Origin of the sequence: Chitinophaga sp. YR627, assembly GCF_900114995.1 — a bacterium.
GTDB lineage: Bacteria > Bacteroidota > Bacteroidia > Chitinophagales > Chitinophagaceae > Chitinophaga.
The window spans coordinates 842,884-868,750 of sequence record NZ_FOUX01000004.1; the positions used below are offsets into that span (position 1 = coordinate 842,884).

The following is a 25,867-nucleotide window of genomic DNA, read 5'->3' on the forward strand; positions in this document are numbered from 1 at the left end:
AATATTTTTACCTGTCCGTAAGTTAGATACCAAGTATGCGAAATTACATTAATAAATTACCCGGTAACAGTCAGTGGATATTATCCGCGCTCATCCTTATATCCTGTTTATCTGCCTGTAAGCACAAAAACGTGCCAGATGTAAGTCATATTGCCGTGAATGTTCAAATTGACCGTTTTGATCAGGCATTGATCAAGCTGGATACCAATAACATTCAGGCGGGCCTGCAACGGTTGGATAAGGATTATCCTGTCTTTCTGCCTGCCTATATCGAGCATATTATGAATTTCGGTCCCTATGCTGACAGCAGTAAAATGATACAGCTGCAGACTAATATGCTGATCGGGAATGCAGATTATCGTGTTTTACAGGATTCCATCAATGTGCATTTTCCTAAACTGGATGGACTGGAACGTGATCTCGCGCAAAACTTCCGCTATATAAAGTACTATATTCCTTCGTTCCCTATTCCCGGCAGGATAGTGGCATTTAGTTCTGTGATCAGTAACTATGGGGCCGTAACCATTGATTCTGTGCTGGGTATCGGACTGGATATGTACCTGGGAAAGGATTTCCCAATATATGGCATACTGCCGGATTATCCTGTCTATATGATCCGCAAATTCTCTCCTGAATATATCACAACCAACGCTATCCAGGCACTGGCCCAACAGGTCTATCCAGGTGCTGCTCCGGGAGACCAGCTTGTAATACAACTGGTAAAGGCCGGCAAGCTACAGTATTTCCTGGAACAGGTGATGCCCGAGACAGAAGACAGTGTCCGGCTTGGTTACACCAACACCCAGATGGAATGGTGTAAAGATAATGAACAGCTGATCTGGCAGTTTTTCGTACAACAGAACCTGTTGTATAAAGCCGACTGGCAAAGCAACATGCATTATATGAATGATGGTCCTTCCACACAGGGAATGCCTGAACAGGCGCCTGGCAGGATCGGTACTTTTGTAGGCTGGAGAATTGTAAAACAATACATGGAAAATCATCCGGAGGTAACGTTGCAACAACTGATGGAAGAGAAAGATGCGATGAAGATCTTTTCTCAGTCCAAGTACAGACCTAAATAGCATTCAGGTATATACTTTTGAAATGCTTCTCTTTACGGGGAAGCATTTTTTATTTCCATCAATCATGTTTGCAATATCACATCTGAATAATGAATATCATCTCCAGATACAAAATACCTATCTGTTCAAAGAGCACTTAAATACGCTTAACACTATTGTTGCACTGGCTTAAGGATTCGAACCTTAATGAATAGTTGTGGAGACTATCATCTTATCATTAGATGAAGCCAGTATTTTATATTTATCTGCTTCGCATTGCTGCGAAACACATTGCACTGATCTAAGGATTCGAACCTTAATGAACGGGGTTGGAAGCCGTCATCTTACCGTTAGATGAAATCAGTATTTATAACATTCCCGCTCCGCATATACACACGCGAAAACACTGCACAGGCTTAAGGATTCGAACCTTAATGAATAGTTTTGGAGACTATCATCTTACCATTAGATGAAGCCAGTATTTATAATTGATCTGCTTCGCATTACTACGAAACACATTGCACTGATCTAAGGATTCGAACCTTAATGAACGGGGTTGGAAGCCGTCATCTTACCGTTAGATGAAATCAGTATTTATATCATTCCCGCTCCGCATATACATACGCGAAAACACTGCACTGGCTTAAGGATTCGAACCTTAATGAATAGTTTTGGAGACTATCATCTTACCGTTAGATGAAGCCAGTAGGCATAAAAAAAGCCCGATTGGAATACCAATCGGGCCTTAATGTCTTTGTATATCTGACATCACACAGTAATCCGACTGGTATCTTGCTGACACCATGACCACGAATTACTATATGACATATTTTTTTGCATGCAACAAAGATAGAATGATTTTTTTGAATAAAAATATGCTGCATAAAAAATTGCAGGAAATATTTTTACGCTTACACGAAACGGATCGTGTTTATGCATTGATAGCTTTTCCTTTCAATACATCTACCACAGTCTCTCCCGGCAGTATTCTATAGACAGGTATGTTCAAGGCATATCTATCGCAGAGTAACCGTATTGCATCATCAATCTTAATCGCATTGTATCTGGATGAGAAATGCCCCAGTATTAATTTTTCAATATTACTACCACTCACCATTTCGATCACTTCATCCAGCCGGCTGTGTTTATTTTTATGCGCATGTATTTTGATCTCTTCTTCACGTTCAAGAAATGTTGCTTCATGAATCAGGATCTTTGTATCATCCCATTTATGCAGGTCATCCACAGGTGTATCACCAGAATAACTCAGGATATTTGTACGCACTTCTATTGTAGTCGCTTCCTTGCCGTGTTCAATACCGATCTTACGAATTTCTTCTCCCGATAAACCTATGAGTTCCGGGCGCAGTTTTCTTTTTGTCTGATAGATCTTATATCCCAGACTCCGTGTTACTTCGGGTGGTACCGGCACATGTTCATTACGTACGGGTACAACGAGAATATCATCCTTTACACGAATTTCATCACCTGCTGTAACCGGCTGCCATACAGTACCTGTAGCATAAGTGTCAAATCTTGTAAAGAATTCGTGCATTGCTGGAAAAGAACGTGAATCTCTTGGGTAAGATATCACAGGATAACCTTCTCTTGCATTCAACTGATTGAATTGTAATAATCCGGTGAGATGATCTCTGTCTGCATGTGAGATAAATGCATGTGTGATCTTTCTGCTTTTCTGCAAAAGTGCAGACATCATGCCGTCTCCGGCATCGAGTAAAATTCCTAATTCTTCTATAAAATACCAGCTTGAAAATAAAGCTGTTGAATAGCCTGTAATCGTTAGTTCCATTAAACTTTCTTCAAAATAATTGTAAGTATCCTGGGGATACCGTTTCTATCGTTATCATCAAAATATTCATTGAGATCTTCCACTATCAGACCATACTTTCCGGCGGAACGAATAAAGTCAGAAATATGATGATTAAAACACTCCAGTATTGCTGTTCCGCCAGCAGTATCAAAACGTGCTTTAGTGCCCGCATACTGTTTAAAAGGGTGCAATTCACCTATATATACATAACCACCAGGATGCAGTGATTTTGATACCTGCTGAAAGATATGATCCAGGTTTTCAATGTGTTCCAGTACCAGACTAAAGCTGACCAGGTCATACAAACCGTCCTGGAAATGCCATTCCTTTGTAATGTCAGCCTGTTTAAACAGCACCCTGCTGGAAGATATCTTCTCTTTTGCTTTGTCCATCATGCCTTCTGACTGATCGATAGCAGTGATATAGGTGGCTCTTTCCTGGAACCAGAGCGTATTTTTTCCGGTGCCGCAACCTATTTCAAGACAGGTTTTGAACTCAATATCAGCGAGTGAGGTACGAAGCGCATATGCCTCCAGATCACGTGTTTTATTATCGTTAGAATCGTATTGGGATGCCCAGAGGTTATAAGCTTGTTTGGTGTCCATGCTATTTTCTTTGCTGGTGATGGGGAATGATGATAGTTATCTTTCGCTAATGCTCCCAAATGAAGGTAGCACTAACATAGAGTGAGTACTATATAAGTATTACCAGAGCGGATTTTAGGGAAAAAAGTGTCCACTGACCGCTGGTAGTCTTACAAGTTATTAATAAAACCCTGAAATTAAACGTAAATCAATTTAGCTTAAAAGGCACAATCATCTGAAATTCGGGAATCTTGACCTCAAACTGCTTTTTATTCAGTTGATTTTCCATCTGGTAGGAGCCGTACATTTTACCGATCTCGGTACGCAGATTGGACCCGGAAACATATTGATAGCTTTCAGACGGGGCCAGCAGTGGCTGTACGCCTACTACGCCCTCTCCTTCGACTTCGCGGTGGGTGCCGTTGGAATCGATGATATACCAATGGCGGCGAAGTAACTTTATGGGGAAAGTATTATTGTTTTCAATCGTAATACGGTAGGCGAACATAAATTCACTACCAATCGGATTTGAATAGTCCGGTTGATAAAATGTCTCCACACTGATGGTAATGCCGTCTGTTACTTTCTTTACCATATTACACCTCCGTTTCGTTTAACGTAAAAATAAGCAAAATAAATCCAGTAGTACTAAAAATTATATGTCCGGAAAGACTTTAACTTTTCATTTAGAAGTACCCGGAAAGGGTATTGAATCGGCTAATTTATACTGAAAATAAGCAACTTATACAATAATAACTCTTTCCATGATTGCGGAGTTGTGTTCGGCTGCCCTCGCTTCCACTTCAAAACGGTTGGCGTAGTAACCTACTCTGGCACACTCCCACAGGTACTTCCAGAGAAAGGGGATCAGCCCTAATTCCCTGTATTGCATTACATGGCATATTTCGTGCCTGACCCACCATTTGTGACTGAGAAAGTCTTCACGGGTGGCTCCGTGCAGGTGAATGGTCTTCCCTATTACCATAGCGATCTGGTTTCCACCCATATAACGGGCTGCCAGACGTGCCAGCAAGGATCGCTCTTTTATGTAACAGGTCACAGGTTCCATTAATTAAAAATACAAATTAGGAATGACGAATTGTACAGAACGACCATTCAATTTGTTCATATACAATCCGTCATTCCCAGGATGTTATAATGAGAATCTACGGGAAATATTGAAGCCCCATCTGAACTGTCCCTGCAGCCAGGAAGAGCGGGTTTCTGTAATAAACTGGTTTTCCAGAATAGCGGTAGAGTTCCCAAAAGTGATATGGAAGACGTGTCCGCCGGTTTCCAGTTCGAGTCCTGCTGCCAGTGGATTATACAAATCTCTTCCCTGTGCCTTGAAGTAGTCTTTACTTTCCTGGCTACGGAACGGATAGTAGTATTCCAGCAACAGACCGAGGCGCTTGGTGAACTTCAGTCTGCCGCCTCCGCCTAATGCGAAGACATCATTCTGGTCTTTATAACCTACCCTGTTACGGTGCACCCATGTTGGCAGTAAGGTCAGTGACAGACTGGGCGTGAATTTACGGGCAATGATCAGTTGGCCGGTATAAGACAAACGGTCGCTGAATTTTCCAAAATAGCTGGCATCAGAGATCGTTTTACTGGAGGTCATACCACTCACTACGGAGTTACCAAAGAGGCTTACGCTCAATGGTACATGATCATCCGTCGTTTGTTGGAGCAGCTTGTATTTAGCCAGTCCTTCGTACAACTGGGTCAGGTTACCGGAGCCTTTTGTGCGGCCGATACCTACCATGAAACGGTCGGTAATACCATATTCAAAGGCAATACGGATATCAGCAGAGTTGTCCATTCCAAAGAAGGTCTTGGGGCCACCAAACTCTCCTCCAAGGTCACCGAAATGGTGTGCTACCCTGAAATCAAGCTCCCGCTTTTTCAGCGTTTCTGGAGAATGTCCCTGTATGATACGGGTGGATTTATAGGTAGCGATCACGGGTTCATGTGTCTTTACTTCCTCCTTGCCAACCAGTGCTTCCAGGCTTTCCTGGGCGAAAGAATGTAATCCCAGGCAACAGCCCAGCAATAACAGATAAATATGTTTCATAGGATCTGACAGCTTATTGTTTTTTTATCAGGAGGCAGCGTTGTAAGCGGCTTTTACCGTTACTTCCACTACTTCTGCAATGTTTTTGATAACCAGTGTTGGTATTTTAATTTTATGATCAGCCAGTTTTACATTGAATTTGGCATTGGCGGAAGGTTTGCCGTCTTTTACGATGATAGTGGCTTTCTCCTTATAAGGTTTGTCCACCCCATGCAATGACAATACACCGTCAATTGCTACTTCATAGGTACCATCTTTATGCAGATCAGGAGGGGACACCAGTTTGCCTTTGAAGATGGCATAAGGGTATTTGTCACTCTCCAGGTAATTTTCGTTAAAATGCTCTTCCATGAGCTGCTTCTTGAACTTGAAGGTATTCACGGCTACTTTAAAATACAGTTCGCCGGTTTTCACGTTCATGGCCGACGTTCCTTTATCAGTGGTAGCGTCTATGTCCTCAACAGGTGTAGCTGAGAAGAAGGATAATCCGGTATTGCGGCACATAAATACATCCTGTGCGAATCCGGCATGTGCAAGGAACAGTCCTGCAAGCAAAGTAATCAGTTGTTTCATTGTAAACTGTTTTGTTGAAAATGGGTTATCAATCTGGCATTCCATGGTTCAGCCAGCAGTTAATTGAGTCACGCGTACCTTCACTGAGTTTGCCACGGGGAGGCATATCTGCGTTCGGACTCGTCACTCTTTCCCTGAACAGCGATTCATTGGCATTCAGGTAGGTTTTCAGCTTTTCCAGCGTTGAAAAATCTGATACAACGAAGTTGCCGGTCCCTTTATGACATGCGCCATTCGTACATTTTGTCGAAATGGTGGTCATAATGTAGGCGGATGTAATTACTGCGGTATCGCAGGCAGTTGGCGTAATGCCTGGTTCCGGAGCAGGCGCCTGTTCGGCTGTACAGCTGTACACGAAAAGCATCGCCAGGATGGGCAACAGCGCGGTTCTCATAGGTTTTTTCATTTCACTTTCGATTTAAGGGCGGTTTATCCGGCCGGGTCTTTGAATGGTTATTTGTTTTAACGCGTAAAACAAAAATATATTTTATAATTGACAGTCCATAACCGGAATGTGTTTCTTTGGGAGCTCAAAGGCCTCATAAGCCTATTGATTCCTGAATGTTAATTCTTCGTTCCTAATTCAAACGGGGTCTATGGACTATCAGCTTAATTTTAATATTTTTGTTTTTATGAACATTGATCAGCTTTACGATATATACCGGCAATACCCATCTGTCCAGACAGATACCAGACAGCTCAAGGCAGGCGACATTTTCTTCGCACTGAAAGGGCCTAATTTTAACGGGAATACCTATGCGGCAGCCGCGCTTGAAAAAGGGGCCGCATTTGCTGTAGTAGATGAGGAGGCATATTATACGCAACCGGATAAAATGATGCTGACCAGTGATGCACTGGAAACGTTACAGCAACTGGCGCTTCGTCACAGACAAAGTCTCAATATTCCGTTTCTGGCCATCACCGGTACTAACGGCAAAACGACTACGAAAGAGCTGATCAGCACTGTACTGGCAAGTGCATTCAAAACCACAGCTACTGCGGGTAATCTGAACAACCATATCGGTGTTCCATTAACGATATTACGCATTCCTGCTGATGCGGAAATGGCAGTCATTGAAATGGGGGCTAATCATGAGCATGAAATAGAAGCATATTGTAAAGTGGCACTCCCCACACATGGTATCATCACCAATATCGGGAAAGCGCACCTGGAGGGCTTTGGAAGTCCTGAAGGGGTACGCAGGGCGAAAGGTGAACTGTATGATTTCCTTCGCAGTAATAAGGGCACTGTTTTCGTGTGTAATGAGTATCCTTACTTAGTCGATATGAGTAAAGGTATTGAGACTGTTATTACCTATGGAGAAACAGCTGCTGATTATACAGGACAGCCACTGGCAGACAGTGCATTGTTAAGTGTAAAAGTGACAAGCCATGAAGGCATCGGACAGATTGATAGTCAGCTGGTAGGTGCATATAATTTCCCGAATGTAATGGCAGCTGTAGCTGTCGGATTAAATTTCGGTGTACCTGCTGAAAAGATCCAACATGCGATCTCTTCTTATGTACCATCCAATAACCGTTCTCAGGTGATGAAACAGGGTAGTAATACCATCATCATGGATGCGTACAATGCGAATCCATCCAGTATGAAAGCTGCGATAGATAACTTTGCGGGTATTACTGCAGAGAAAAAGGTATTGTTATTAGGAGGGATGATGGAACTGGGTGATGACAGTGTTGCAGAACATCAGGCACTGGTAGATCTGTTGCAGCGTACACACTGGCATGCAGTGGTATTGGTAGGCGGAGATTTCATCAAAACCAATCATCCTTACATCTATCTGGAGAATGCAGCAGCAGCAGCTTCGTGGTTGCAGCAACAACAATTTACCGATACTTATTTACTCATTAAAGGATCAAGAAGTATGGGTATGGAAAAGGTAATTGCGTAATACATTTTTCAATATTATCGGATACAATGAGGGGCTTCTTTTCAAAGGAGCCCTTGTTGTTTATAAATATTGAAACTCTCTCCGTAAAAGGCAATACATCACAATAAGTGTAATATTAACACCTGATAGATACCCGCAGCAAAACAAGTGCAGATAAAATAAATTCCTAAAGAAACGGGGAGCTATATAATATCGCAGAAAATGTTGCGTTTTATAGACTTATCCTTCTCAGATAACCTGGTCAGCTTTACATAAAAAAAGAGACCTGCAAGCTGGAAAGCCCGCAGGTGTTCATAACCTATGCCAACTTTAGAGTATTGTAAATAAGCTTAGATAATGACGTTTTTTCAAACGCTATATCTGATATATATAAATGTGATTATGTTATAAGTGATGATTTAGTTTTTACAAGGCATATGAGACCATTGGCTAAAAATTATTTTTCTTACGAGGCATAATTTCTAATGAGGTTTACGGGCTATTCTTCAGGGTAAAGCTTGGTTTAATAAGATAATGTAAGGTATATCATATTGCTGCTAATACACTTGCGAACACTTCCGCGCTCTAATACCAACAATTTTGCGTCTTCTTTGTTTAAAAATCTTAGTTATTCTGATTGATGTTTTTTCTCCTAACGTGTCTGTCTACATGTGTCTGAAATATATTTACGAACACTTTAATCTTCTGGATTTCATTATTTGAAAAAAATCTCAGATTTCCTGGCAAAGCTCCACCAATACGCCATTTGTACCTTTTGGGTGCAGGAAACAAACCAGTTTATTATCTGCCCCTTTTTTCGGTTGAGTTTGTAATAACGTGAAACCTTCTTTACTTAGTCTTTCCATTTCTGCATAGATATCAGTCACTTCGAATGCGATGTGATGTATCCCCTCACCCTTTTTGTCCACAAATTTGGCAATTGCGCTGTCGGGGCCGGTCGCTTCCAGGAGTTCTATTTTTGTTTGTCCGGTTTGAAAAAAAGCGGTTTCCACGAACTCGCTTTCCACTAATTCTTTTTTATAGCAATCACTGTTCAGAAGCTTCTCAAACAAGGGTATTGAGACCTCTAACGATTTGACTGCTATTCCTATATGTTCAACTTTCTGCATATAGCAATTTAACAATTTATAGCAGAAATAACCGTTCTCTATGCAGTTATCATTTCTTACAATGATCGTGGTAGGTAAGCAAAGCAATTAAGCATTAAATTTGTAGTAAAGGAATCAACACGTACAACTAAAGACCGACAGATATGCTAAAACTGCCCGTTTACCTGGATTATAACGCTACTACCCCCTGCGATCCGCGCGTAGTAGAGGCCATGCTTCCCTATTTTTCGGAGACATTTGGTAATGCATCCAGTCGTAACCATTCTTTTGGATGGGCAGCAGAGGCAGCAGTCGATCTGGCCCGTGAACAGGTAGCTGCGCTGATAGGTGCAGATCCTAAGGAGATCATTTTCACCTCCGGGGCTACGGAAGCTGATAACCTTGCCATGAAGGGCGTATTTGAGATGTATGCCGACAAGGGCAACCATATCATTACTACTGAAATTGAACATAAAGCAGTGCTGGACACCTGCAAACACCTGGAAAAGCTGGGCGCAGAGATTACTTATCTCAAGGTGAACAGTGAGGGCTTTCCGGACCTGAAAGAACTGGAAGCTGCCATCACGCCAAAAACCATCCTGGTGTCCATCATGTATGCCAATAACGAAATAGGGGTTATTAATCCTATAAAAGAGATCAGTGCCATTGCCAAAAGGCATGGAGTGCTGATGATGAGCGACATATCCCAGGCGGCAGGAAAAGTGCCTGTGGATGTCAACCGCGATGGTATCGACCTGGCGGCCTTCAGCGCTCATAAGCTCTATGGTACTAAAGGAGCAGGCGCCCTTTATGTACGCCGAAAATCCCCCCGTGTAAAAGTAACTGCACAGATGGACGGCGGCGGACATGAACGCGGGATGCGCTCCGGTACGTTGAACGTACCTGGTATTGTAGCTTTCGGAAAAGCCTGTGAATTATGCCAACAGGAAATGGAAGCAGAAGGACAAAGATTGGCAGCGCTGCGTGATAAACTGGAAAACGCATTGCTGCAACTGGAAGAAACCGTTGTCAACGGATCAAAAGCCAACCGTTTACCGCATGCTACCAACATTTCCTTCCGCTATGTGGAAGGAGAAGCCCTGATGATGGGTTTTAACAAGAATCTTGCGCTATCATCCGGTTCTGCCTGTACCTCCGCCTCTCCGGAACCCAGTTACGTATTGAAGGGCCTTGGCCTCAGCGATGATATGGCCCATTCCTCCATTCGTTTTGCACTGGGACGCTTCACAACTGAAGAAGAGATCGATTATGCTATTCAAACCGTTACAGATACGGTTAATAAACTTAGAGAAATAAGTCCGCTGTGGGAAATGTTTAAAGAAGGTGCGGACATGAGCTCAATAGAGTGGTCCCGTCTTTGATACAGTGAACATATTGGGGACGATTGGTGAAATCTTTTATACTTATGCTTATGGCTTACGCTGAAAGAGTTCTTGATTATTACAACAACCCCAGAAACGCGGGAACACTGGATAAGTCCAGTCCGCAGGTGGGGACAGGGTTAATACACGTGCCGGAGTACGTTGAAGTAGTAAGGATACAGATCGAAGTGAGCCCGAAAAGGCATGTTATTATGGATGCGCGCTTCAAAACCTTTGGATGCGGCGCTGCCATTGCAGCCACCTCTATTACTACGGAGTGGCTGAAAGGAAAAACCATCGAAGAAGCCGCCAGGCTCGATCATATGGATATTGTGGAAGCACTGAGCCTTCCGCCTGCCAAGATCCACACGACCATTCTTATCGAAGATGCAGTGAAAGCCGCCATCAATGATTACCGCTTCAAAAACGGGCTGGAGCCTATCAGCGAAGAGGTACCTGAAGAAGGTTATGAACTGGAAGAAGAGCATAACTAAAATAATTAACTGATCAATTGTGCGTTAATAATCGGGATTTGGGCAAAATACCTGCTTAAATCCTAATTCTTAATTCGTAATTGATCATTTTTAATTATATATATTTGTGCTTTCAGTCTCACTATGCTAGCAATTTTTAAAAAAGAAATACATCAGTTTTTCAGCAGCATAACCGGATATGTCGCCATCATCCTATTTCTGCTGGCCAACGGCCTGCTGTTATTCGTTTTTCCCGATACCAGTCTGCTCGATTATGGATACGCCAATCTCGACCCGCTTTTTGAGCTGGCGCCCATGATCTACCTGTTACTCATTCCTGCTATTACCATGCGTAGTTTCGCAGATGAATTCAAATCCGGCACCATGGAGCTGTTAAGCACCAAACCATTGAGCTGGTGGCAGATCGTCACAGGGAAATTTTCAGCTGGTCTGGTGGTCGTACTGATCTCACTGATCCCTACTGTTGTTTACTATATCGCTGTCAGACAACTGAGCGCCGATCCTGATAATCTTGACAACGGGGGTATGACAGGCTCATATATCGGTCTGTTCCTGCTGGGCGCTGTATTTACCGCCATAGGTGTATGGTCTTCTTCCCTGACCAGCAATTCAGTAGTCGCCTTCCTCATTGCTATTTTTACCTGCTTCATATTTTACAATGGTTTTGACGCGCTAAGCAAAGTGCCGGCCTTTTCCGGCAGCGCTGATTACTACCTGCGTATGGCTGGTATCAAATTTCACTACACGTCTATTAGCCGTGGAGTGATCGATAGCCGGGATATTATTTATTTCCTGAGCATTATCGGCCTGATGCTGTATCTGACAAGATTGTCACTGCAGCGCAGGATATGGGACTAAGTCAATTAGGAATTAACAATTAGGAATTAAGAGTTAACAAGCCTTGCTAATCTTCATAATTCCTAACAAAAAAAATTGTTGTGGCTACTAATAGAAGGAATCAATATATACAACGGGCGATACTTGTGGTGGGCGTTCTTGTGGCAATCAATGTACTGGCTGCTTACTTTCATACCCGTCTGGACCTGACCGCTGAAAAAAGATATACACTTACTCCTGCTACCAAAAACCTGCTTCGCGGGCTGGATAGCACTGTTACCATAGAAGTTTTTCTGAAAGGCGATTATCCCGCCAGTTTCCGTCAACTGGCACAAACCAGCCAGGAATTACTGGAAGAGTTCAGAGAATATGGCGGTAACCGCATACAGTTCTCTTTCCAGAACCCGGGTCAGGGCCTGCCGGACTCCGCCCGTATGGCCTTCCAGCAATCACTGGTAGAAAAAGGCATTATGCCTTTTAATATGCAGGTACAGGAAGACGCCAACCAGGGATATTCTGAAAAACTGATCTTCCCGGGCGCCCTGATACATTACGGAACCAGAACAGTCGGTATCAACCTCCTGAAAAGCCAGGGCGGATTAAATCCTGACGCGGCCATGAATAACTCTGAGTCGCTGCTGGAATACCAGTTCGCCAACGCCATTTATCAGCTGCAACAGAAGCGGACGCCACTGGTAGGATATATGCTGGGCAATGGCGAGCAACTGGGTGCAGAGGTATACGACGCTCTCACCACCCTGCAGAGCAACTATCTGCTGGACACACTGACACTACAGTACATCTCCTATATTCCTAAAGAGTTTGACGCAGTTGTATTTGCAAAACCGGCCACACGCTTTTCTGATGAGGATAAGCTGAAAATAGACCAGTATGTGATGAATGGAGGTAAGGTATTGTGGTTTGTCGATGAGCTGAATGCCTCTATTGACAGTCTGGCGCACCAGGAAAGCTTCGTCGCATTTGATAAAGGATTGAACCTGGAAGACCTGCTGTTTCGATATGGCGTACGTATCAACCAGGATCTCGTACAGGATATGCAGTCTGACTTTGTCCCACAGGTTGTGGATCGTACAGGGCAGATGCAGCCATTGGCCTTTCCGTTTTTTCCGCTGCTGACACCCACCGGTGCACATCCGATCGTGAAGAATATGGACCTTGTGCTGAGCCACTTTGCCAGCTCTATTGATACCATAAAAGGCGGTAATATCAGGAAAACAGTATTGCTGACCACTTCGGCCAACAGCCGGAGCGTAAGCTCCCCGACGGAGGTTACCTGGAACAGTCTGCGTACAAAACCGAATCCGAGAGAATTCAATAAAAAGTTCCTGCCGGTAGCTGTATTGCTGGAAGGAGAATTTACCTCATTGTTCCGCAACCGTCTTGATGCCGGCACACAACAGGCCATTCAAAAGGCAACAGGCAGACCGTTTAAGAACAACACTGATACGATCAATAAAATGATCGTCGTGAGCGACGCCGATGTCATCACCAATGCTTTCTCACAGAAAAGTGGTCCGCTGCAAATGGGGGTCAACCTCTATGACCAGTCAATGGTCTATGCTAACCGCGAATTCTTCCTTAATACCCTGGGCTACCTGACCCACAATTCAGGTATCATGGACGCGCGTAACAAAGAATTAACACTACGCCTACTGAATCCGGAAAAAGTAAAGCTGGAGAAAAGCAAGTGGCAGGCAATTTGTTTCATCGTTCCTATCGGACTGATCTTATTGTTCGCTTCGGTGTTTATGTTTTTCAGAAAAAGGAAATTCGAAGTATAGCTTTTGTCGTTGCCAGCGTGGCTATCAGCCGATGAGCCGTGATAATACACAATTCTTTCTGTCTGTAAATAATTGATTTATAGACAATAGACTATCATTTTCCGGCGTTGGAAGAACATGACAGCTTTTCGTAACAATCACAGCCACAGACTATCCATGATAGTCGTCAAATATTCATTGAACGGGCATATCTATGGACGGAAGTCTATTGACTATGGACTATTCCCCATATATTTGCCCAGCGATAATTTAAAAGCGGCTACCTGAACCCCTGAAAAACAAGAGCCAACTTTTAAATAAAATTAATACCCGGTAAACCCGGAATCATTAAGGGAAGCAGTGAAACGCAAACACGCTTTTCACATCAAAATATAACCACACGTGTACAACGCAGAAAGTATCAGCAAAGTGCTGAAAGGTGAACTATTGCAGCAGACGGGTAATCCGGAGATTGAACACATTTTGCTGGACAGCCGGAAACTCAGCTTTCCTGAAACCTCTCTTTTTATACCACTGGTAAGCAGTCGTCGTAATGCGCACCAGTATATACAGGAGCTGTATGAGAAAGGTGTTTCCAATTTCGTTGTAAGTGAACCCGTACCAGAGGGTAAATATCCGAAAGCCAACATCATATTAGTAAAAGACACTATGCAGGCACTGCATGCGCTGGTCGCTTATCACCGGCAGCAGTACCATATACCTGTGATCGGTATTACCGGCAGTAATGGTAAAACCATCGTCAAAGAATGGCTGTATCAGCTGCTGGAGAAAGACTACAATATCATCCGCAGTCCTAAAAGCTATAATTCCCAGATTGGCGTTCCACTCTCTGTATGGCCAATGAAACCGGAGCACCAGCTGGCTATTTTTGAAGCAGGCATTTCCCAGCCAGGGGAAATGGAGCATCTTGAAAAGATTATCCGCCCGAACATCGGGATCTTTACCAATATCGGGGAAGCACATAATGAGGGCTTTCTGAACATCCGTCAGAAGATCAATGAAAAGCTGGTATTGTTTTCCAAAAGCGACCTGCTGATCTATTGTAAGGATTATCTCGCACTGAACGAATGCGTGTTGAATTTTCACAACCTGGTAGGTAAGAAAGATAACCATGAAGGTGGTTTACAGCTGTTTACCTGGTCCCGTAAAACGGAAGCCGACCTTCGTATTATCAGTGTTGATAAAAGTGAACATCATTCCCGTATTGATGCATTATATCAGACCATTCCTATCCACATCAATATTCCTTTTGTGGATGAAGGATCAGTGGAAAACGCCATTCATTGCTGGGCGCTGATGCTGCACCTGGGTATGGAACACTCTGTGATACAACAACGGATGGACCAGCTGGGCAATATTGCTATGCGCCTGGAACTGAAGCAGGGGATCAACAACTGCTCTGTTATCAATGACAGTTACAATTCCGATCTGGGTTCACTGACCATTGCACTGGAATTCCTGCAACAGCAGCAGCAACATCCTACCCGTACGGTCATCCTCAGTGATATCTTACAGAGTGGTAAAAGCGATGCGTCTTTGTACGAAGAAGTGGCCAGTCTGCTCCAGCAGAAAGGCATCAGTAAAGTAATTGGTATCGGAAAGAATATTTCGAGGGAGAAAAAATGCTTTCAGCAGATCACTGGTCTGAAAAGCAGCTTTTTCCTGACAACAGAAGAATTTATTCAGCAATTCAATCAGCAGGACTTTCAGCATGAAACCATCCTGTTGAAAGGAGCGCGTATATTTGAATTTGAGCGGATCGGTAAACTGCTGGAACAAAAGGTACACCAGACGATCCTGGAGATCAACCTGAGTGCGGTAACGCACAATGTGAAGCAGTATCAGTCGTTGCTGAAGCCGGGTACCAAACTGATGGCCATGGTGAAAGCCTTCTCTTATGGCAGCGGAAGTTTTGAAATTGCAAACCTATTGCAGTTCCATGGTGTAGATTACCTCGCCGTTGCTTATGCTGATGAAGGTGTGGATCTGAGGAGAACAGGCATTACAATGCCGATTATGGTCATGAACCCTGAACCCAGTTCTTTTGACGCCATCCTCCAATGGAACCTGGAACCCGAAATATATTCCCTCCACCTGTTAAAACAGTTTGAAGAAGAAGTACAGCTGGCAGGTAAAACCGCTTTCCCTGTACACATTAAACTGGATACAGGCATGCACAGGCTGGGTTTTGAGAAGAAAGACATCCCTGAGCTGGCCCGTTTGCTGAGCGATAATATCTATCTGAAAGTAAATTCTGTGTTCAGTCACCTGGCTGCCAGCGAAGATCCGGCAATGGACGCCTTCACGAAACAACAGGGACAGGCATTCTTTGAGATGAGCCACGAACTGCAAAAGGCACTTGGCTATATGGTGATCAGGCATATCGCCAACAGCGCGGCTATAGAGCGTCATCCTGATCTGCAACTGGATATGGTCAGACTGGGTATCGGCATGTACGGCATTGACAGCGCCGACAAGATGCAGGACCAGTTACGTCCGGCCAGCACCCTGAAAACAACGGTTGCACAGGTAAAACACCTGGTTGCCGGAGATACAGTGGGTTATGGGGCCAAATGGGTGGCTAAAGGGCCATCTGTTACAGCAACAGTGCGTATCGGATATGCAGACGGCTATCCCCGTCGCCTGAGCAACGGAAAGGGAAAGATGCTCGTACGTGGGCAACTGGCACCTGTGGCAGGCGTTGTAGCCATGGATATGCTGATGCTGGATGTGACCCATATTCCGGATGTGACAGAAGGAGACGAAGTGATCGTATTTGGCAATGAGCTGCCGGTACAGCAGGTATCTGCCTGGGCAGACACCATTCCTTACGAAATATTAACAGGAATTTCGCAGCGGGTTAAGCGGGTATATTTCGAGGAGTGACCGGAAATTCCGATTTTGCACATTATTATTATTTTTGATAAAATTTGAAACCTTTGAAATATCGTCACGTAATCTGGATTGTTGCATTGGTGCTGGTTTTTGACCAGGCACTAAAATTCTGGATAAAAACCCACATGAACTTTAGCCAGGAATTCATCATATTTCCTAACTGGTTCCGCATTCACTTTACCGAAAACCCAGGAATGGCCTATGGCCTGGAACTGGGAGGCGAATGGGGTAAGGTATTACTGACGCTTTTCCGTCTGGCTGCCGTAGTTATTGGCTTCAAGTACATGAAGACATTGGTGAAACAGCAACATCACACCGGTTTACTGGTATGTGGCGCCCTGATCCTGGCTGGTGCGGCAGGCAACCTGATAGACAGTATGTTCTACGGACTGATATTCTCAGAGACTAACTTCTACGATGTGGCTACCTTCCTGCCAAAAGGCGGTGGATATGCTTCTTTCCTGCATGGTAAAGTGGTGGACATGCTTTATTTCCCTGTTTACCGCGGCTACCTGCCTAACTGGATTCCGTTTAAAGGAGGAGAGTATTTCGTGTTCTTCAACCCGATCTTCAATATCGCAGATGCGGCTATCTCTGTTGGTGTAATCACCATCCTGATATTCCAGAAACGTTTCTTCCACAAGCACATTGCAAAGCAAGAAGCTGATAAAGAAGCTGTTGCAGCGACAAAATAAGCTTATCAACATACTTTAAAAAGCGGTCTGCCAATGGCGGACCGCTTTTTTTTCAACGTTTTCTTTGAAAACTTGAAATGCCGTATTACATTTGTCTACAATTCCGATAGACTAATAGATATATTAAAGCTAAAAGTAGTATTCACCACCAATAAACTAAACGATGCACACTTCTTTACGATGTTGTTGAGCGCTATGCAGCACTTTGCCCCAATGAATCCATAGGGGTAAGCCCCCAATATTTTATTTCACAAGACCAATTCATATATAAACTATAGTTATGTCCGCAAAAAGACGCACTATTCGTATTGCATACCTATGGCTGCTCGTGTTATTAATGCCTGTACTGGCCCAGGCACAGCTGAACGGCTCTTATATCCTTGCTGGCAAGATCGCCGGTGATAAAGGGGAACCCTTACCAGGCGCTACTGTTCAGATCAGGGGAACTTCCTTTGGCGCTACAACCGACAGTTCCGGACGGTTTGAAATAACCGCTAATACCCGGTTCCCGCTTAAACTGCAGATACGTCTCCTGGGTTATCAGCCACAGGAATTCGACGTAAAAAACAGCAATAGCCGTTTACAGATACAGCTGGTTACCCAGTCTCTCCTGGTAAATGAAGTGGTAGTATCTGCCTCCCGCCAACAGGAAAAATTACTGAAATCCCCTGTTGCCATCGAAAAGCTTGATGTAAGAGCCCTGAAGGAAACGCCCGCGGCCTCCTTCTATGACGCGATCGGTAACCTGAAAGGTGTTCAGATGACCACTGCCGGTCTGACTTTCAAAGTCTTCAATACACGTGGTTTCAACGTGCCTAATAACTTCCGTTTCATGCAGTTGATCGATGGGGTAGATAACCAGGCAGCAACACTGGGTGTGCCGCTGGGTAATGCCATCGGCCCCACTGAATTGGATATCCAGAGCATTGAGGTAACTCCCGGCGCTTCCTCTGCCCTGTACGGTATGAACGCGCTGAACGGTATGTCCAACCTGATCACCAAAAATCCTTTCCAGTATCAGGGGATCAGCGTATACCAGAAAGTAGCTTTCAACCATTTTGATGGCAAGGGTAGTTCTCCTAAACCGATCACTGAAAGTTCCTTCCGTTACGCACAGGCCCTGAGCAAGAAATTCGCGTTCAAAGTGAACTTCTCTTATATGGAAGGTACTGACTGGTATGCGGACAGTCATAATGACTTCAATCCGGGCACCAAAGCCAATCCGGACTTTCCACAACTGGTAGGTGCTGATAATACGGCCAATGATGCCTGGAATAAATATGCTGACCAGAGTACATTCCCTATCACCGACAAAAACGGTAAATCCTATAATGTTTCCCGTACGGGTTACTGGGAGAAAGACCTGGTGGGTGATTACAAGGTAAAGAACATCAAATTTGATGGTGCACTGCATTACAAGATCACGCCAAAGCTTGAAGCTTCCTATACCTACCGTATTGGTAAAATGGATGGTTTCTTCCAGCGTGGTAACCGTATCGGTCTGAAAAATGTAGTCGTACAGAATCATAAAGTGGAATTAGTCGGAGAGGACTTCACTTTCCGTTCTTATATGTCCCTGGAAAACACCGGTGATTCATACAATATGAACCCGCTGGCGGATAACCTGGAGAAATCTTTCAAGACCGACAAACAATGGCAGGCTGACTACAAAAATGCCCTCAATGCGGCGCTCGACGCCACCGGCAGCAATGTGGCCGAAGCCCACAGAGCAGCACGTGCAGCAGCTGATAAAGGTCGCTGGACACCTGGTACTGCAGCTTTTGATGCACAGTTAGCCAAGATAAAAGGCATCAATGACTGGGATATTTACCCGGTATCAAAAGATAGTACCAACAAAAGCGGTGGTGCTGCTTTATTGCAGATGAGCCATTTTTATCATGCAGAAGGTACCTGGAACCTGCGTAAGTATGTGCATTTCATGGATGTACTGGTAGGCGCAGACTATCGTACCTATGAGATCATTCCTGATGGCAACAACTTTGTTGACCTGACCAAACCACTGGATAAACGTAATACACCTGGTGGCAAAAACATCTGGTATGGAAAAGTGGGTGGTTTCGTACAGGGTAGCAAGTTATTCCTGCGTGATCAGCTGAAAGTAACCGCTTCTCTTCGTTACGATAAAAGCCAGGAGTTCTCCGGTAAGTTCAATCCCCGTGTAGCAGCAGTGTATACTACACAGAACCAACGTCATAACTTCCGTGCTTCCTGGCAGAATGGCTTCCGCTTCCCTTCTCTGTTTGAAGCTTATTCTTTTGTGAACAATGGTGGTGTAAGACGTGTAGGCGGACTGGCATTCATCGAAGAAGGACTGGGATATTTCAAGAATTCCTATCTGACTTCCAGTGCAACTGCCTTTACGACTGCGGTAAATAAAGCAACCAACGCCGATCCTACCCTGAGTCGTGCAGATGCGGAGGTACAGAATGCGAAAGTGCTGAAAGTAGCGAACCTTGACCCTATCAAACCAGAACAGATCCAGTCATTTGAAGTAGGTTACAAAAGCGTACTGTTTGATAACAAAGTATTTGTAGATATCGACGGTTATTTCAATACCTACAATCACTTCATCGGACAGGTGGAAGTAGCGGTTCCTCAAACGGGTGATGTAAATAATCCAACCCAGGAGGTACTCAACCAGATGTATGATAAACAGTTCCAGAACCGCTACAGGGTATGGACCAACAGTAAGTCTACTGTACAGAACTATGGTTTCGCAGTGGGTGTTACCTATAACTTCCTGAAGAGCTTTACCATCAGTGGTAACGCCAACTACAATACCCTGGCACAGGATAAAACCAAAGACGATGCATTGATCCCTGGTTTCAATACACCAAAATGGTTTACCAATGTCAGCTTCGGTAACAGACAGGTAGCGCGTAACCTGGGTTTCAACGTAGTATGGCACTGGCAGGATAAGTTCTATTGGCAGAACCTGTTTGGTAACGGAGACGTACCAGCTTACAGCACGGTGGATGCACAGGTGACCTACGGCTTACCTAAACTGCATACTTCTGTGAAAGTAGGCGGATCCAATATCTTCAACACTTCTTATTTCCAGTATGTGGGTGGGCCGACCATCAAAGGCCTCTATTATGTAGCGATCACATACGATCTGCCTTTCACGAAGAAATAAATTATTACAGAAAAATAAATGTCACCCGCCGGCAGCGTTGTTTGTCCGGCGGGTGTTTTTTTAGCCACTATGGATAGTTTTTCTATTTCCACCGGTCGTTCTTTTTAATAATCTTCATCACATTTTAATCTCCTGCATTTGGATATCCGATGATTTAAACATACCTTAGTCTATCATATCTATAGACTATATAACTGAAGTAATACATGTCGCACAACGAGGAGATAGACCAACTTGAAAAAAAGTATGCTACCGTGGAACGTCAGGAATTGTTAATAGACCTTGTCAATGAGGAAAACCGTCACAGGCCGTTCTTATGGCTGCTGATAGGACTTATTGCAGTGGCTGTATTGGCAGGAATAGGCGTTCTGACCTACTATGGCACTTCAGCGGCCACGCATACGCGGGTTTACGAGTTTACGCAGTCTCTTTTCACCAGAGAGCTGCTGTTCTATATTCTTGTAGGTTTGGCGGCACAGACAGTAGATGGTGCACTGGGTATGGCTTATGGCGCAACCTCATCGTCTTTACTGCTGGGTCTGGGCATTCCTCCTTCTGTTGCCAGTGCAAGTGTACACGTAGCGGAGGTATTTACTACAGGCGCTTCCGGTATATCGCATTTTCGTTTTGGGAATGTGAATAAGAAGCTGTTCCTCTATCTGCTGGTACCTGGTATTATCGGGTCTATTGCCGGGTCTTTCCTGATCTCTAATATGAATGCGATTTCTTCGGCGGTACCTTTTCTTTCCTATTTCACGGAAGAAAATGTAAAACCTTTCATCAGTGCTTATCTGCTGATATTAGGTGCGATCGTACTGAGAAAGGCGTTTCTGCCTAAAAAAGCGAAGAGCAAGACCAGACGCCTGGGTTCACTGGCGTTCTTTGGCGGCTTTATGGATTCTTTTGGTGGCGGCGGATGGGGCCCGATCGTCACATCTACCTTGCTGAGCAAGGGTCGTTCGGCTCATTATACGATTGGTTCGGTAAATGCGGCTGAATTTTTCATATCACTTTCCAGTGCAGGCACATTTCTTATCTTTGGGGCAATTGCCGGCTGGCCGGTTATTATCGGTCTGATCATCGGTGGTGTGATCGCCTCTCCATTTGCAGCGGTACTGGTAAGAAAGATCAAACGTAAGCCGCTGATGATCATGGTAGGTACATTGATCATCCTGTTGAGCCTCCGCACAATTATCATTACACTCTTACACTAACATAAACCGGATTACCGGTTAAAACAAAGGGGTATCTATTCGTATAGATACCCCTTTGTTATTGTATATCGTTTGTGATATTTTATTTGATATCACCCACCATGTCGATCGGATTAACCCATGCGTCGAATTCTTCTGGTTTTACATAGCCCAGTTTCACCGCCATTTCTTTCAGGGTAGTACCTTCTTTGTGAGCTGTCTGCGCGATCTCAGCTGCTTTGTAATAACCGATTTTTGTATTGAGAGCGGTTACCAGCATCAGGGAGTTGTCTACGTGCTTTTTGATATTTGCTTCAATAGGAGCGATACCTACTGCGCATTTATCATTAAAGCTTACACAACCATCGCCGATCAGACGTGCAGAGTGCAGGAAGTTATAGATCATTACAGGTTTGAACACGTTCAGTTCGAAGTGACCTGTAGCGCCACCGATGTTGATAGTCACATCGTTACCCAGTACCTGTGCAGCGATCATTGTCAGCGCTTCACACTGTGTAGGGTTAACTTTACCTGGCATGATGGAAGAACCTGGTTCGTTGTCAGGGATGTGGAGTTCACCGATACCGGAGCGTGGGCCGGAGCTCAGCATACGGATATCGTTCGCGATCTTCATCAGACTAACTGCAACAGTTTTCAGTGCGCCGTGAGCTTCTACGATCGCATCGTGTGCAGCCAGTGCCTCGAATTTGTTTTCAGCAGTGATGAATGGCAGGCCGGTCAGGTTAGCGATGTGTTTAGCTACGTTCTCAGAATAACCTTTTGGTGTGTTGATACCGGTACCTACGGCTGTTCCACCCAGTGCCAGTTCGCTCAGGTGTTCCAGTGTATTTTTGATAGCTTTCAGACCATGATTCAGCTGAGAAACGTAACCGCTGATTTCCTGTCCGAGTGTGAGTGGCGTCGCATCCATGAAGTGGGTACGGCCGATTTTCACGATATGTTTAAAAGCTTCCGCTTTTTCTGCCAGTGTATCTCTCAGCTTTTCGATACCAGGAATAGTGGTCTCGATCAGCATTTTATATGCAGCAATGTGCATAGCAGTAGGGAAAGTATCGTTGGATGACTGTGACTTGTTCACGTCGTCATTCGGGTGCACAGCTTTCTCTTTATCAGTCAGCAGACCACCGTTGATCACGTGTGCACGATAAGCAACCACCTCATTCACGTTCATGTTGGACTGTGTACCGGAACCAGTCTGCCATACTACCAGCGGGAACTGATCATCCAGTTTACCAGCCAGGATCTCATCACAAGCCTGTGCAATCAAATTTGTTTTCTCCTGAGACAGTACACCCGCATCCAGGTTGGTCAGCGCGGCCGCTTTTTTCAGGTAAGCAAATGCCTGGATAATTTCCTTTGGCATTTTGTTAATATCCTGCGCAATCCTGAAATTGTCGATAGAACGTTGAGTTTGAGCACCATAGTAAGCATCTACAGGTACTTTCACTTCGCCCATCGTGTCTTTCTCTATTCTATATTCCATATGCTTGATTTTTTGCGGTACAAACGTACATATCAATTATGAATTATCAATTACAAATCGGGAATTAAAACAACTGTAATGCCTTGACACTACTGCTAAGTCAGGTTTTTGACTCCCTGGTTTCCCCAGGTTCCGCTACTCCCCGGTAAATACCGCCGGTCTTTTCTGTACAAAGGCGGATGCGCCTTCCTGCATGTCTTTGGTTGCGAAGCAGGCGCCGAATTCATTCAGTTCTATTTCAAAACCATCAACCTCATAGTTCTGGGCGGCATTGGCGCATTTGATCACCCGGGCAATAGCCAGCGGGGCTTTAGTATGTATTTTCTGTAATAATTCAGTGGCTTTCGGCAGGAGATCAGCGGGCGCTACCACATAGTTTACCAGTCCCCATTGCAGGGCTTCGTCGGCTTTGATCATATCACCGGTCATCATGAGCTCCAGGGCTTTACCTTTTCCGATAAGTGTGGTCAGGCGTTGGGTACCACCATAACCGGGAATCAGTCCCAGGTTCACTTCCGGCTGACCGAATTTCGCATTGGTAGATGCTATTCTGAAATGACAGGCCATAGCCAGTTCACAACCTCCGCCCAGGGCGAAGCCATTTACGGCCGCTATCACAGGCTTAGGGCAATCTTCTATATGCTTAAAAACCACATGTCCTTTCTTGGCCAGCTCTGCACCCTGCTGATCAGACAGTTCCAGGAATTCCGAAATATCAGCCCCTGCCACAAACGCTTTCTCTCCCTCACCAGTGATCACGGCACTGCGGATATCTTTATTGGAATATACTTCATCGATCGCCAGGGCCAGTTCTGACATTACCTGCTGATTCAGGGCGTTCAGCTTATCTGGGCGGTTAATGTAGATAAAGAGTGTATTATCCCTGAGTTCTGTTTTGATGGTATGATACATGAGATCCGGGTTTTGTTAGATGGCTAATTTAAGGTTTTAAACTTGGTTACGACACACTGACAATCAAGGTTTGCTGTAGTCCGGCAGCATTTTCCAGGAAAAAATTGTGATATTATTTTAACATCAGACAATTAGTAGTAAAAAAGAGAATAATTGGGTCAAAACACACCTCTCAGGAAGCAGAACAGACTTATTTATGTTGTTTCAGATGCCGTTTAGGTAATGCTTATCCTACGTTAATCTTACGTTCATGAACGTAGGATTAACGTAGGATAAGCATTATCTAAACGGCATCGAAAGAAGAGCAAAAGGATTATTACGGAATGTGAAGATAGTACAGGAGCACAGGATTACGATAAAAAAGGAATGACGGATAGTTGACTGCACATTCTCAGTCACCCGTCATTCCTAATATACGATATTCAAAGATGAAAAACCGATAATATTACCCTCCAACTTATCGTGTAGAGGTATTGGGATATCAGAAGTTCTTTTCATATTTCCGCTGATAACGCACTGTTTTTTCCTTCACGTGTTTGTGAATATTATGCCCGTGGAAGTCATAACTGAGCGTTACGAAAAACAGTTTGGCGTCAAGGTTCTGATAAGGATAGGTACTACCGCTACTGTTACCGGTTTCCTTGTATTCCTTGTTAAAGAAATTGTTAGGGTAGTACTGTACTTTCAGTCCGAAGCCCTGATGCACTCTGATACCGGCAAAGAGCGATGGCATCAGCAGTGGTGTACGGTCACTGAACCATTCATTGAATTTCTCCTTTTTGTCGCCATTAATGAACTTTTTCTCCTTGTAGTTGAATGCCAGATCATATGCACCGCCGGCAAAGAAGAAAAAGCCTCTTTTCAGATCCCCGATCTTTATCCCCAGAGGAACTCCCAGTGTATACACACGGCGTTTCAGCTTTACAGAGTCCTTATCATCTTTGGTGATCAAACCGATGTTTTTCAGATTGAGTCCTGTGAAAATACCCACATTCCGTCCGAAGTCGTAGTTGTAATTACTCCCGACATTGAAAAAGAAAGTAAAGCGGGGCACACTGCGTACATGATTACCCGATTCCCGGATATCACGTCCAAATGATAACAAGGGGCCATCACCTCCCCAGGTGGTATAACTACGTTTTGATTTTTCGTAGGTACGGGTGATGGTCACTTCTTCGATCACTTTCCGGGTGGAGTCTGTATTTTCCTGGGAAAACGCGGGTAACTGCGCCATGGAAAGCAGCAGCAGTGGAATAAAGTAAAGCTTACGTGTCATAGAAATCAGTCTGTTTAAATCGGGTTAAGTATACAGCAAAGACGACCGGACACGGCAAAGGTTTCAAAAAAACAGACTTTTTTTAAAAATCCCTGTGTGTGGCCACCCAATCGGTGATATAGGTCGCAATATCTTCGGTACGGGTACCGGGAGGAAATAGCTTTCCGACACCTAGTTCATTGAGCCGGGACATATCCGTTTCCGGTATGATGCCGCCGCCGGTGAGCAATACATCATCCATCCCTTTTTCTTTCATAAGGGTCATAATACGTGGAAAAACCGTCATGTGTGCGCCGGAGAGGATACTTACGCCAATGGCGTCCACATCCTCCTGAAGGGCTGCGCTGACCACCATTTCAGGCGTCTGACGCAAACCGGTATAAATCACTTCCATACCGGCGTCTCTCAGGGCTGCCGCGATCACTTTCGCTCCGCGGTCATGGCCGTCAAGACCAACCTTGGCCACCAGCACGCGCACAGGACGTTGCAGGGGGTTGACCATAATTGATTTTGTTAAGTTTGTAAATATAGGTTTTTTGGACTGTCTACCGCCGTATCATTGCATACCTTACTATCTGTAGGGGTCTGTG

The 25,867-nt window shown here is 44.4% G+C and carries 22 protein-coding genes and 1 tRNA gene; 10 read left to right on the top strand and 13 right to left on the bottom strand.

The genetic code is table 11. The annotated features are described in order from the left end of the window. The first annotated feature begins 35 nt into the window (after positions 1-35). On the top strand, positions 36-1,085 hold the full coding sequence (locus BMZ72_RS23980) for a gliding motility lipoprotein GldB (RefSeq protein WP_089812223.1): 1,050 nt from the start codon (positions 36-38) through the stop codon (positions 1,083-1,085). Between the two features lie 388 nt (positions 1,086-1,473). On the opposite strand, the gene BMZ72_RS36655 is transcribed toward BMZ72_RS23980, so the two are convergent. From BMZ72_RS36655 to BMZ72_RS24015, 8 genes are all read right to left on the bottom strand, one after another. Beyond that, positions 1,474-1,544, bottom strand: a tRNA-Trp gene (locus BMZ72_RS36655). Between the two features lie 451 nt (positions 1,545-1,995). Continuing rightward, positions 1,996-2,874: an MBL fold metallo-hydrolase gene (locus BMZ72_RS23985; protein WP_089812224.1), complete on the bottom strand. Its 879-nt coding sequence runs from the start codon at positions 2,872-2,874 to the stop codon at positions 1,996-1,998. After that, positions 2,874-3,500, bottom strand: coding sequence for a class I SAM-dependent methyltransferase (locus BMZ72_RS23990; protein ID WP_089812225.1), 627 nt, complete (start codon positions 3,498-3,500; stop codon positions 2,874-2,876). The genes BMZ72_RS23985 and BMZ72_RS23990 overlap by 1 nt, the downstream gene beginning before the upstream one ends. Positions 3,501-3,687: 187 nt before the next feature. Further along, on the bottom strand, positions 3,688-4,074 hold the full coding sequence (apaG, locus tag BMZ72_RS23995; protein WP_012787898.1) for a Co2+/Mg2+ efflux protein ApaG: 387 nt from the start codon (positions 4,072-4,074) through the stop codon (positions 3,688-3,690). Positions 4,075-4,221: 147 nt separating this feature from the next. Further along, positions 4,222-4,548: a DUF4157 domain-containing protein gene (locus BMZ72_RS24000; RefSeq protein ID WP_089812226.1), complete on the bottom strand. Its 327-nt coding sequence runs from the start codon at positions 4,546-4,548 to the stop codon at positions 4,222-4,224. Between the two features lie 84 nt (positions 4,549-4,632). Further along, on the bottom strand, positions 4,633-5,556 hold the full coding sequence (locus BMZ72_RS24005; protein ID WP_089812227.1) for a DUF5777 family beta-barrel protein: 924 nt from the start codon (positions 5,554-5,556) through the stop codon (positions 4,633-4,635). A 27-nt stretch (positions 5,557-5,583) separates the two neighbouring features. Beyond that, positions 5,584-6,129, bottom strand: coding sequence for a YceI family protein (locus tag BMZ72_RS24010; RefSeq protein ID WP_089812228.1), 546 nt, complete (start codon positions 6,127-6,129; stop codon positions 5,584-5,586). A 28-nt stretch (positions 6,130-6,157) separates the two neighbouring features. Next, the gene (locus BMZ72_RS24015) at positions 6,158-6,535 is read right to left on the bottom strand and encodes a hypothetical protein (protein ID WP_089812229.1); all 378 of its coding nucleotides are present in this window, start codon (positions 6,533-6,535) and stop codon (positions 6,158-6,160) included. Between the two features lie 226 nt (positions 6,536-6,761). Here BMZ72_RS24015 and BMZ72_RS24020 point away from each other — a divergent pair, with 226 nt between their 5' ends. Then, on the top strand, positions 6,762-8,042 hold the full coding sequence (locus BMZ72_RS24020) for a UDP-N-acetylmuramoyl-tripeptide--D-alanyl-D-alanine ligase (protein ID WP_255373279.1): 1,281 nt from the start codon (positions 6,762-6,764) through the stop codon (positions 8,040-8,042). 710 nt (positions 8,043-8,752) lie between these two features. On the opposite strand, the gene mce is transcribed toward BMZ72_RS24020, so the two are convergent. Next, entirely contained in the window at positions 8,753-9,151 is a 399-nt protein-coding gene (gene mce / locus BMZ72_RS24025; RefSeq protein WP_089812231.1) for a methylmalonyl-CoA epimerase, read from the bottom strand. Positions 9,152-9,294: 143 nt separating this feature from the next. Between mce and BMZ72_RS24030 the strand changes: the two genes are divergently transcribed. The 8 genes from BMZ72_RS24030 to BMZ72_RS24070 all read left to right on the top strand — a co-directional run bounded on the left by BMZ72_RS24030 (position 9,295) and on the right by BMZ72_RS24070 (position 21,606). Further along, positions 9,295-10,512 carry an IscS subfamily cysteine desulfurase gene (locus BMZ72_RS24030; protein ID WP_089812232.1) on the top strand — a complete coding sequence of 406 codons (1,218 nt, stop codon included), beginning with the start codon at positions 9,295-9,297 and terminating at the stop codon, positions 10,510-10,512. A 50-nt stretch (positions 10,513-10,562) separates the two neighbouring features. Further along, the gene (locus tag BMZ72_RS24035) at positions 10,563-11,006 is read left to right on the top strand and encodes an iron-sulfur cluster assembly scaffold protein (RefSeq protein ID WP_089812408.1); all 444 of its coding nucleotides are present in this window, start codon (positions 10,563-10,565) and stop codon (positions 11,004-11,006) included. Positions 11,007-11,129: 123 nt separating this feature from the next. Continuing rightward, the gene (gene gldF / locus BMZ72_RS24040; RefSeq protein WP_089812233.1) at positions 11,130-11,864 is read left to right on the top strand and encodes a gliding motility-associated ABC transporter permease subunit GldF; all 735 of its coding nucleotides are present in this window, start codon (positions 11,130-11,132) and stop codon (positions 11,862-11,864) included. A gap of 80 nt (positions 11,865-11,944) precedes the next feature. After that, the gene (gene gldG, locus BMZ72_RS24045; protein ID WP_177222917.1) at positions 11,945-13,645 is read left to right on the top strand and encodes a gliding motility-associated ABC transporter substrate-binding protein GldG; all 1,701 of its coding nucleotides are present in this window, start codon (positions 11,945-11,947) and stop codon (positions 13,643-13,645) included. A gap of 381 nt (positions 13,646-14,026) precedes the next feature. Beyond that, positions 14,027-16,531, top strand: coding sequence for a bifunctional UDP-N-acetylmuramoyl-tripeptide:D-alanyl-D-alanine ligase/alanine racemase (locus BMZ72_RS24050; RefSeq protein WP_089812235.1), 2,505 nt, complete (start codon positions 14,027-14,029; stop codon positions 16,529-16,531). Positions 16,532-16,584: 53 nt separating this feature from the next. Then, positions 16,585-17,235: a lipoprotein signal peptidase gene (locus tag BMZ72_RS24055; RefSeq protein ID WP_044220625.1), complete on the top strand. Its 651-nt coding sequence runs from the start codon at positions 16,585-16,587 to the stop codon at positions 17,233-17,235. Positions 17,236-17,515: 280 nt separating this feature from the next. Continuing rightward, entirely contained in the window at positions 17,516-20,392 is a 2,877-nt protein-coding gene (locus BMZ72_RS24065) for a TonB-dependent receptor (RefSeq protein WP_089812237.1), read from the top strand. A gap of 206 nt (positions 20,393-20,598) precedes the next feature. Continuing rightward, entirely contained in the window at positions 20,599-21,606 is a 1,008-nt protein-coding gene (locus BMZ72_RS24070; RefSeq protein ID WP_177222918.1) for a sulfite exporter TauE/SafE family protein, read from the top strand. 82 nt (positions 21,607-21,688) lie between these two features. Here the strand turns inward: BMZ72_RS24070 and fumC are convergent, their stop codons facing one another. From fumC to BMZ72_RS24090, 4 genes are all read right to left on the bottom strand, one after another. Continuing rightward, the gene (fumC, locus tag BMZ72_RS24075) at positions 21,689-23,089 is read right to left on the bottom strand and encodes a class II fumarate hydratase (RefSeq protein ID WP_089812238.1); all 1,401 of its coding nucleotides are present in this window, start codon (positions 23,087-23,089) and stop codon (positions 21,689-21,691) included. A 135-nt stretch (positions 23,090-23,224) separates the two neighbouring features. Next, a complete protein-coding gene (locus tag BMZ72_RS24080; RefSeq protein ID WP_089812239.1) occupies positions 23,225-24,001 on the bottom strand; it encodes an enoyl-CoA hydratase/isomerase family protein in 777 nt (258 codons plus the stop codon). A 481-nt stretch (positions 24,002-24,482) separates the two neighbouring features. After that, complete coding sequence (locus tag BMZ72_RS24085) at positions 24,483-25,277, bottom strand: porin family protein (RefSeq protein WP_089812240.1); 795 nt, start codon at positions 25,275-25,277, stop codon at positions 24,483-24,485. Between the two features lie 82 nt (positions 25,278-25,359). Next, the gene (locus tag BMZ72_RS24090; protein WP_089812241.1) at positions 25,360-25,779 is read right to left on the bottom strand and encodes a cobalamin B12-binding domain-containing protein; all 420 of its coding nucleotides are present in this window, start codon (positions 25,777-25,779) and stop codon (positions 25,360-25,362) included. Positions 25,780-25,867 lie beyond the last annotated feature (88 nt).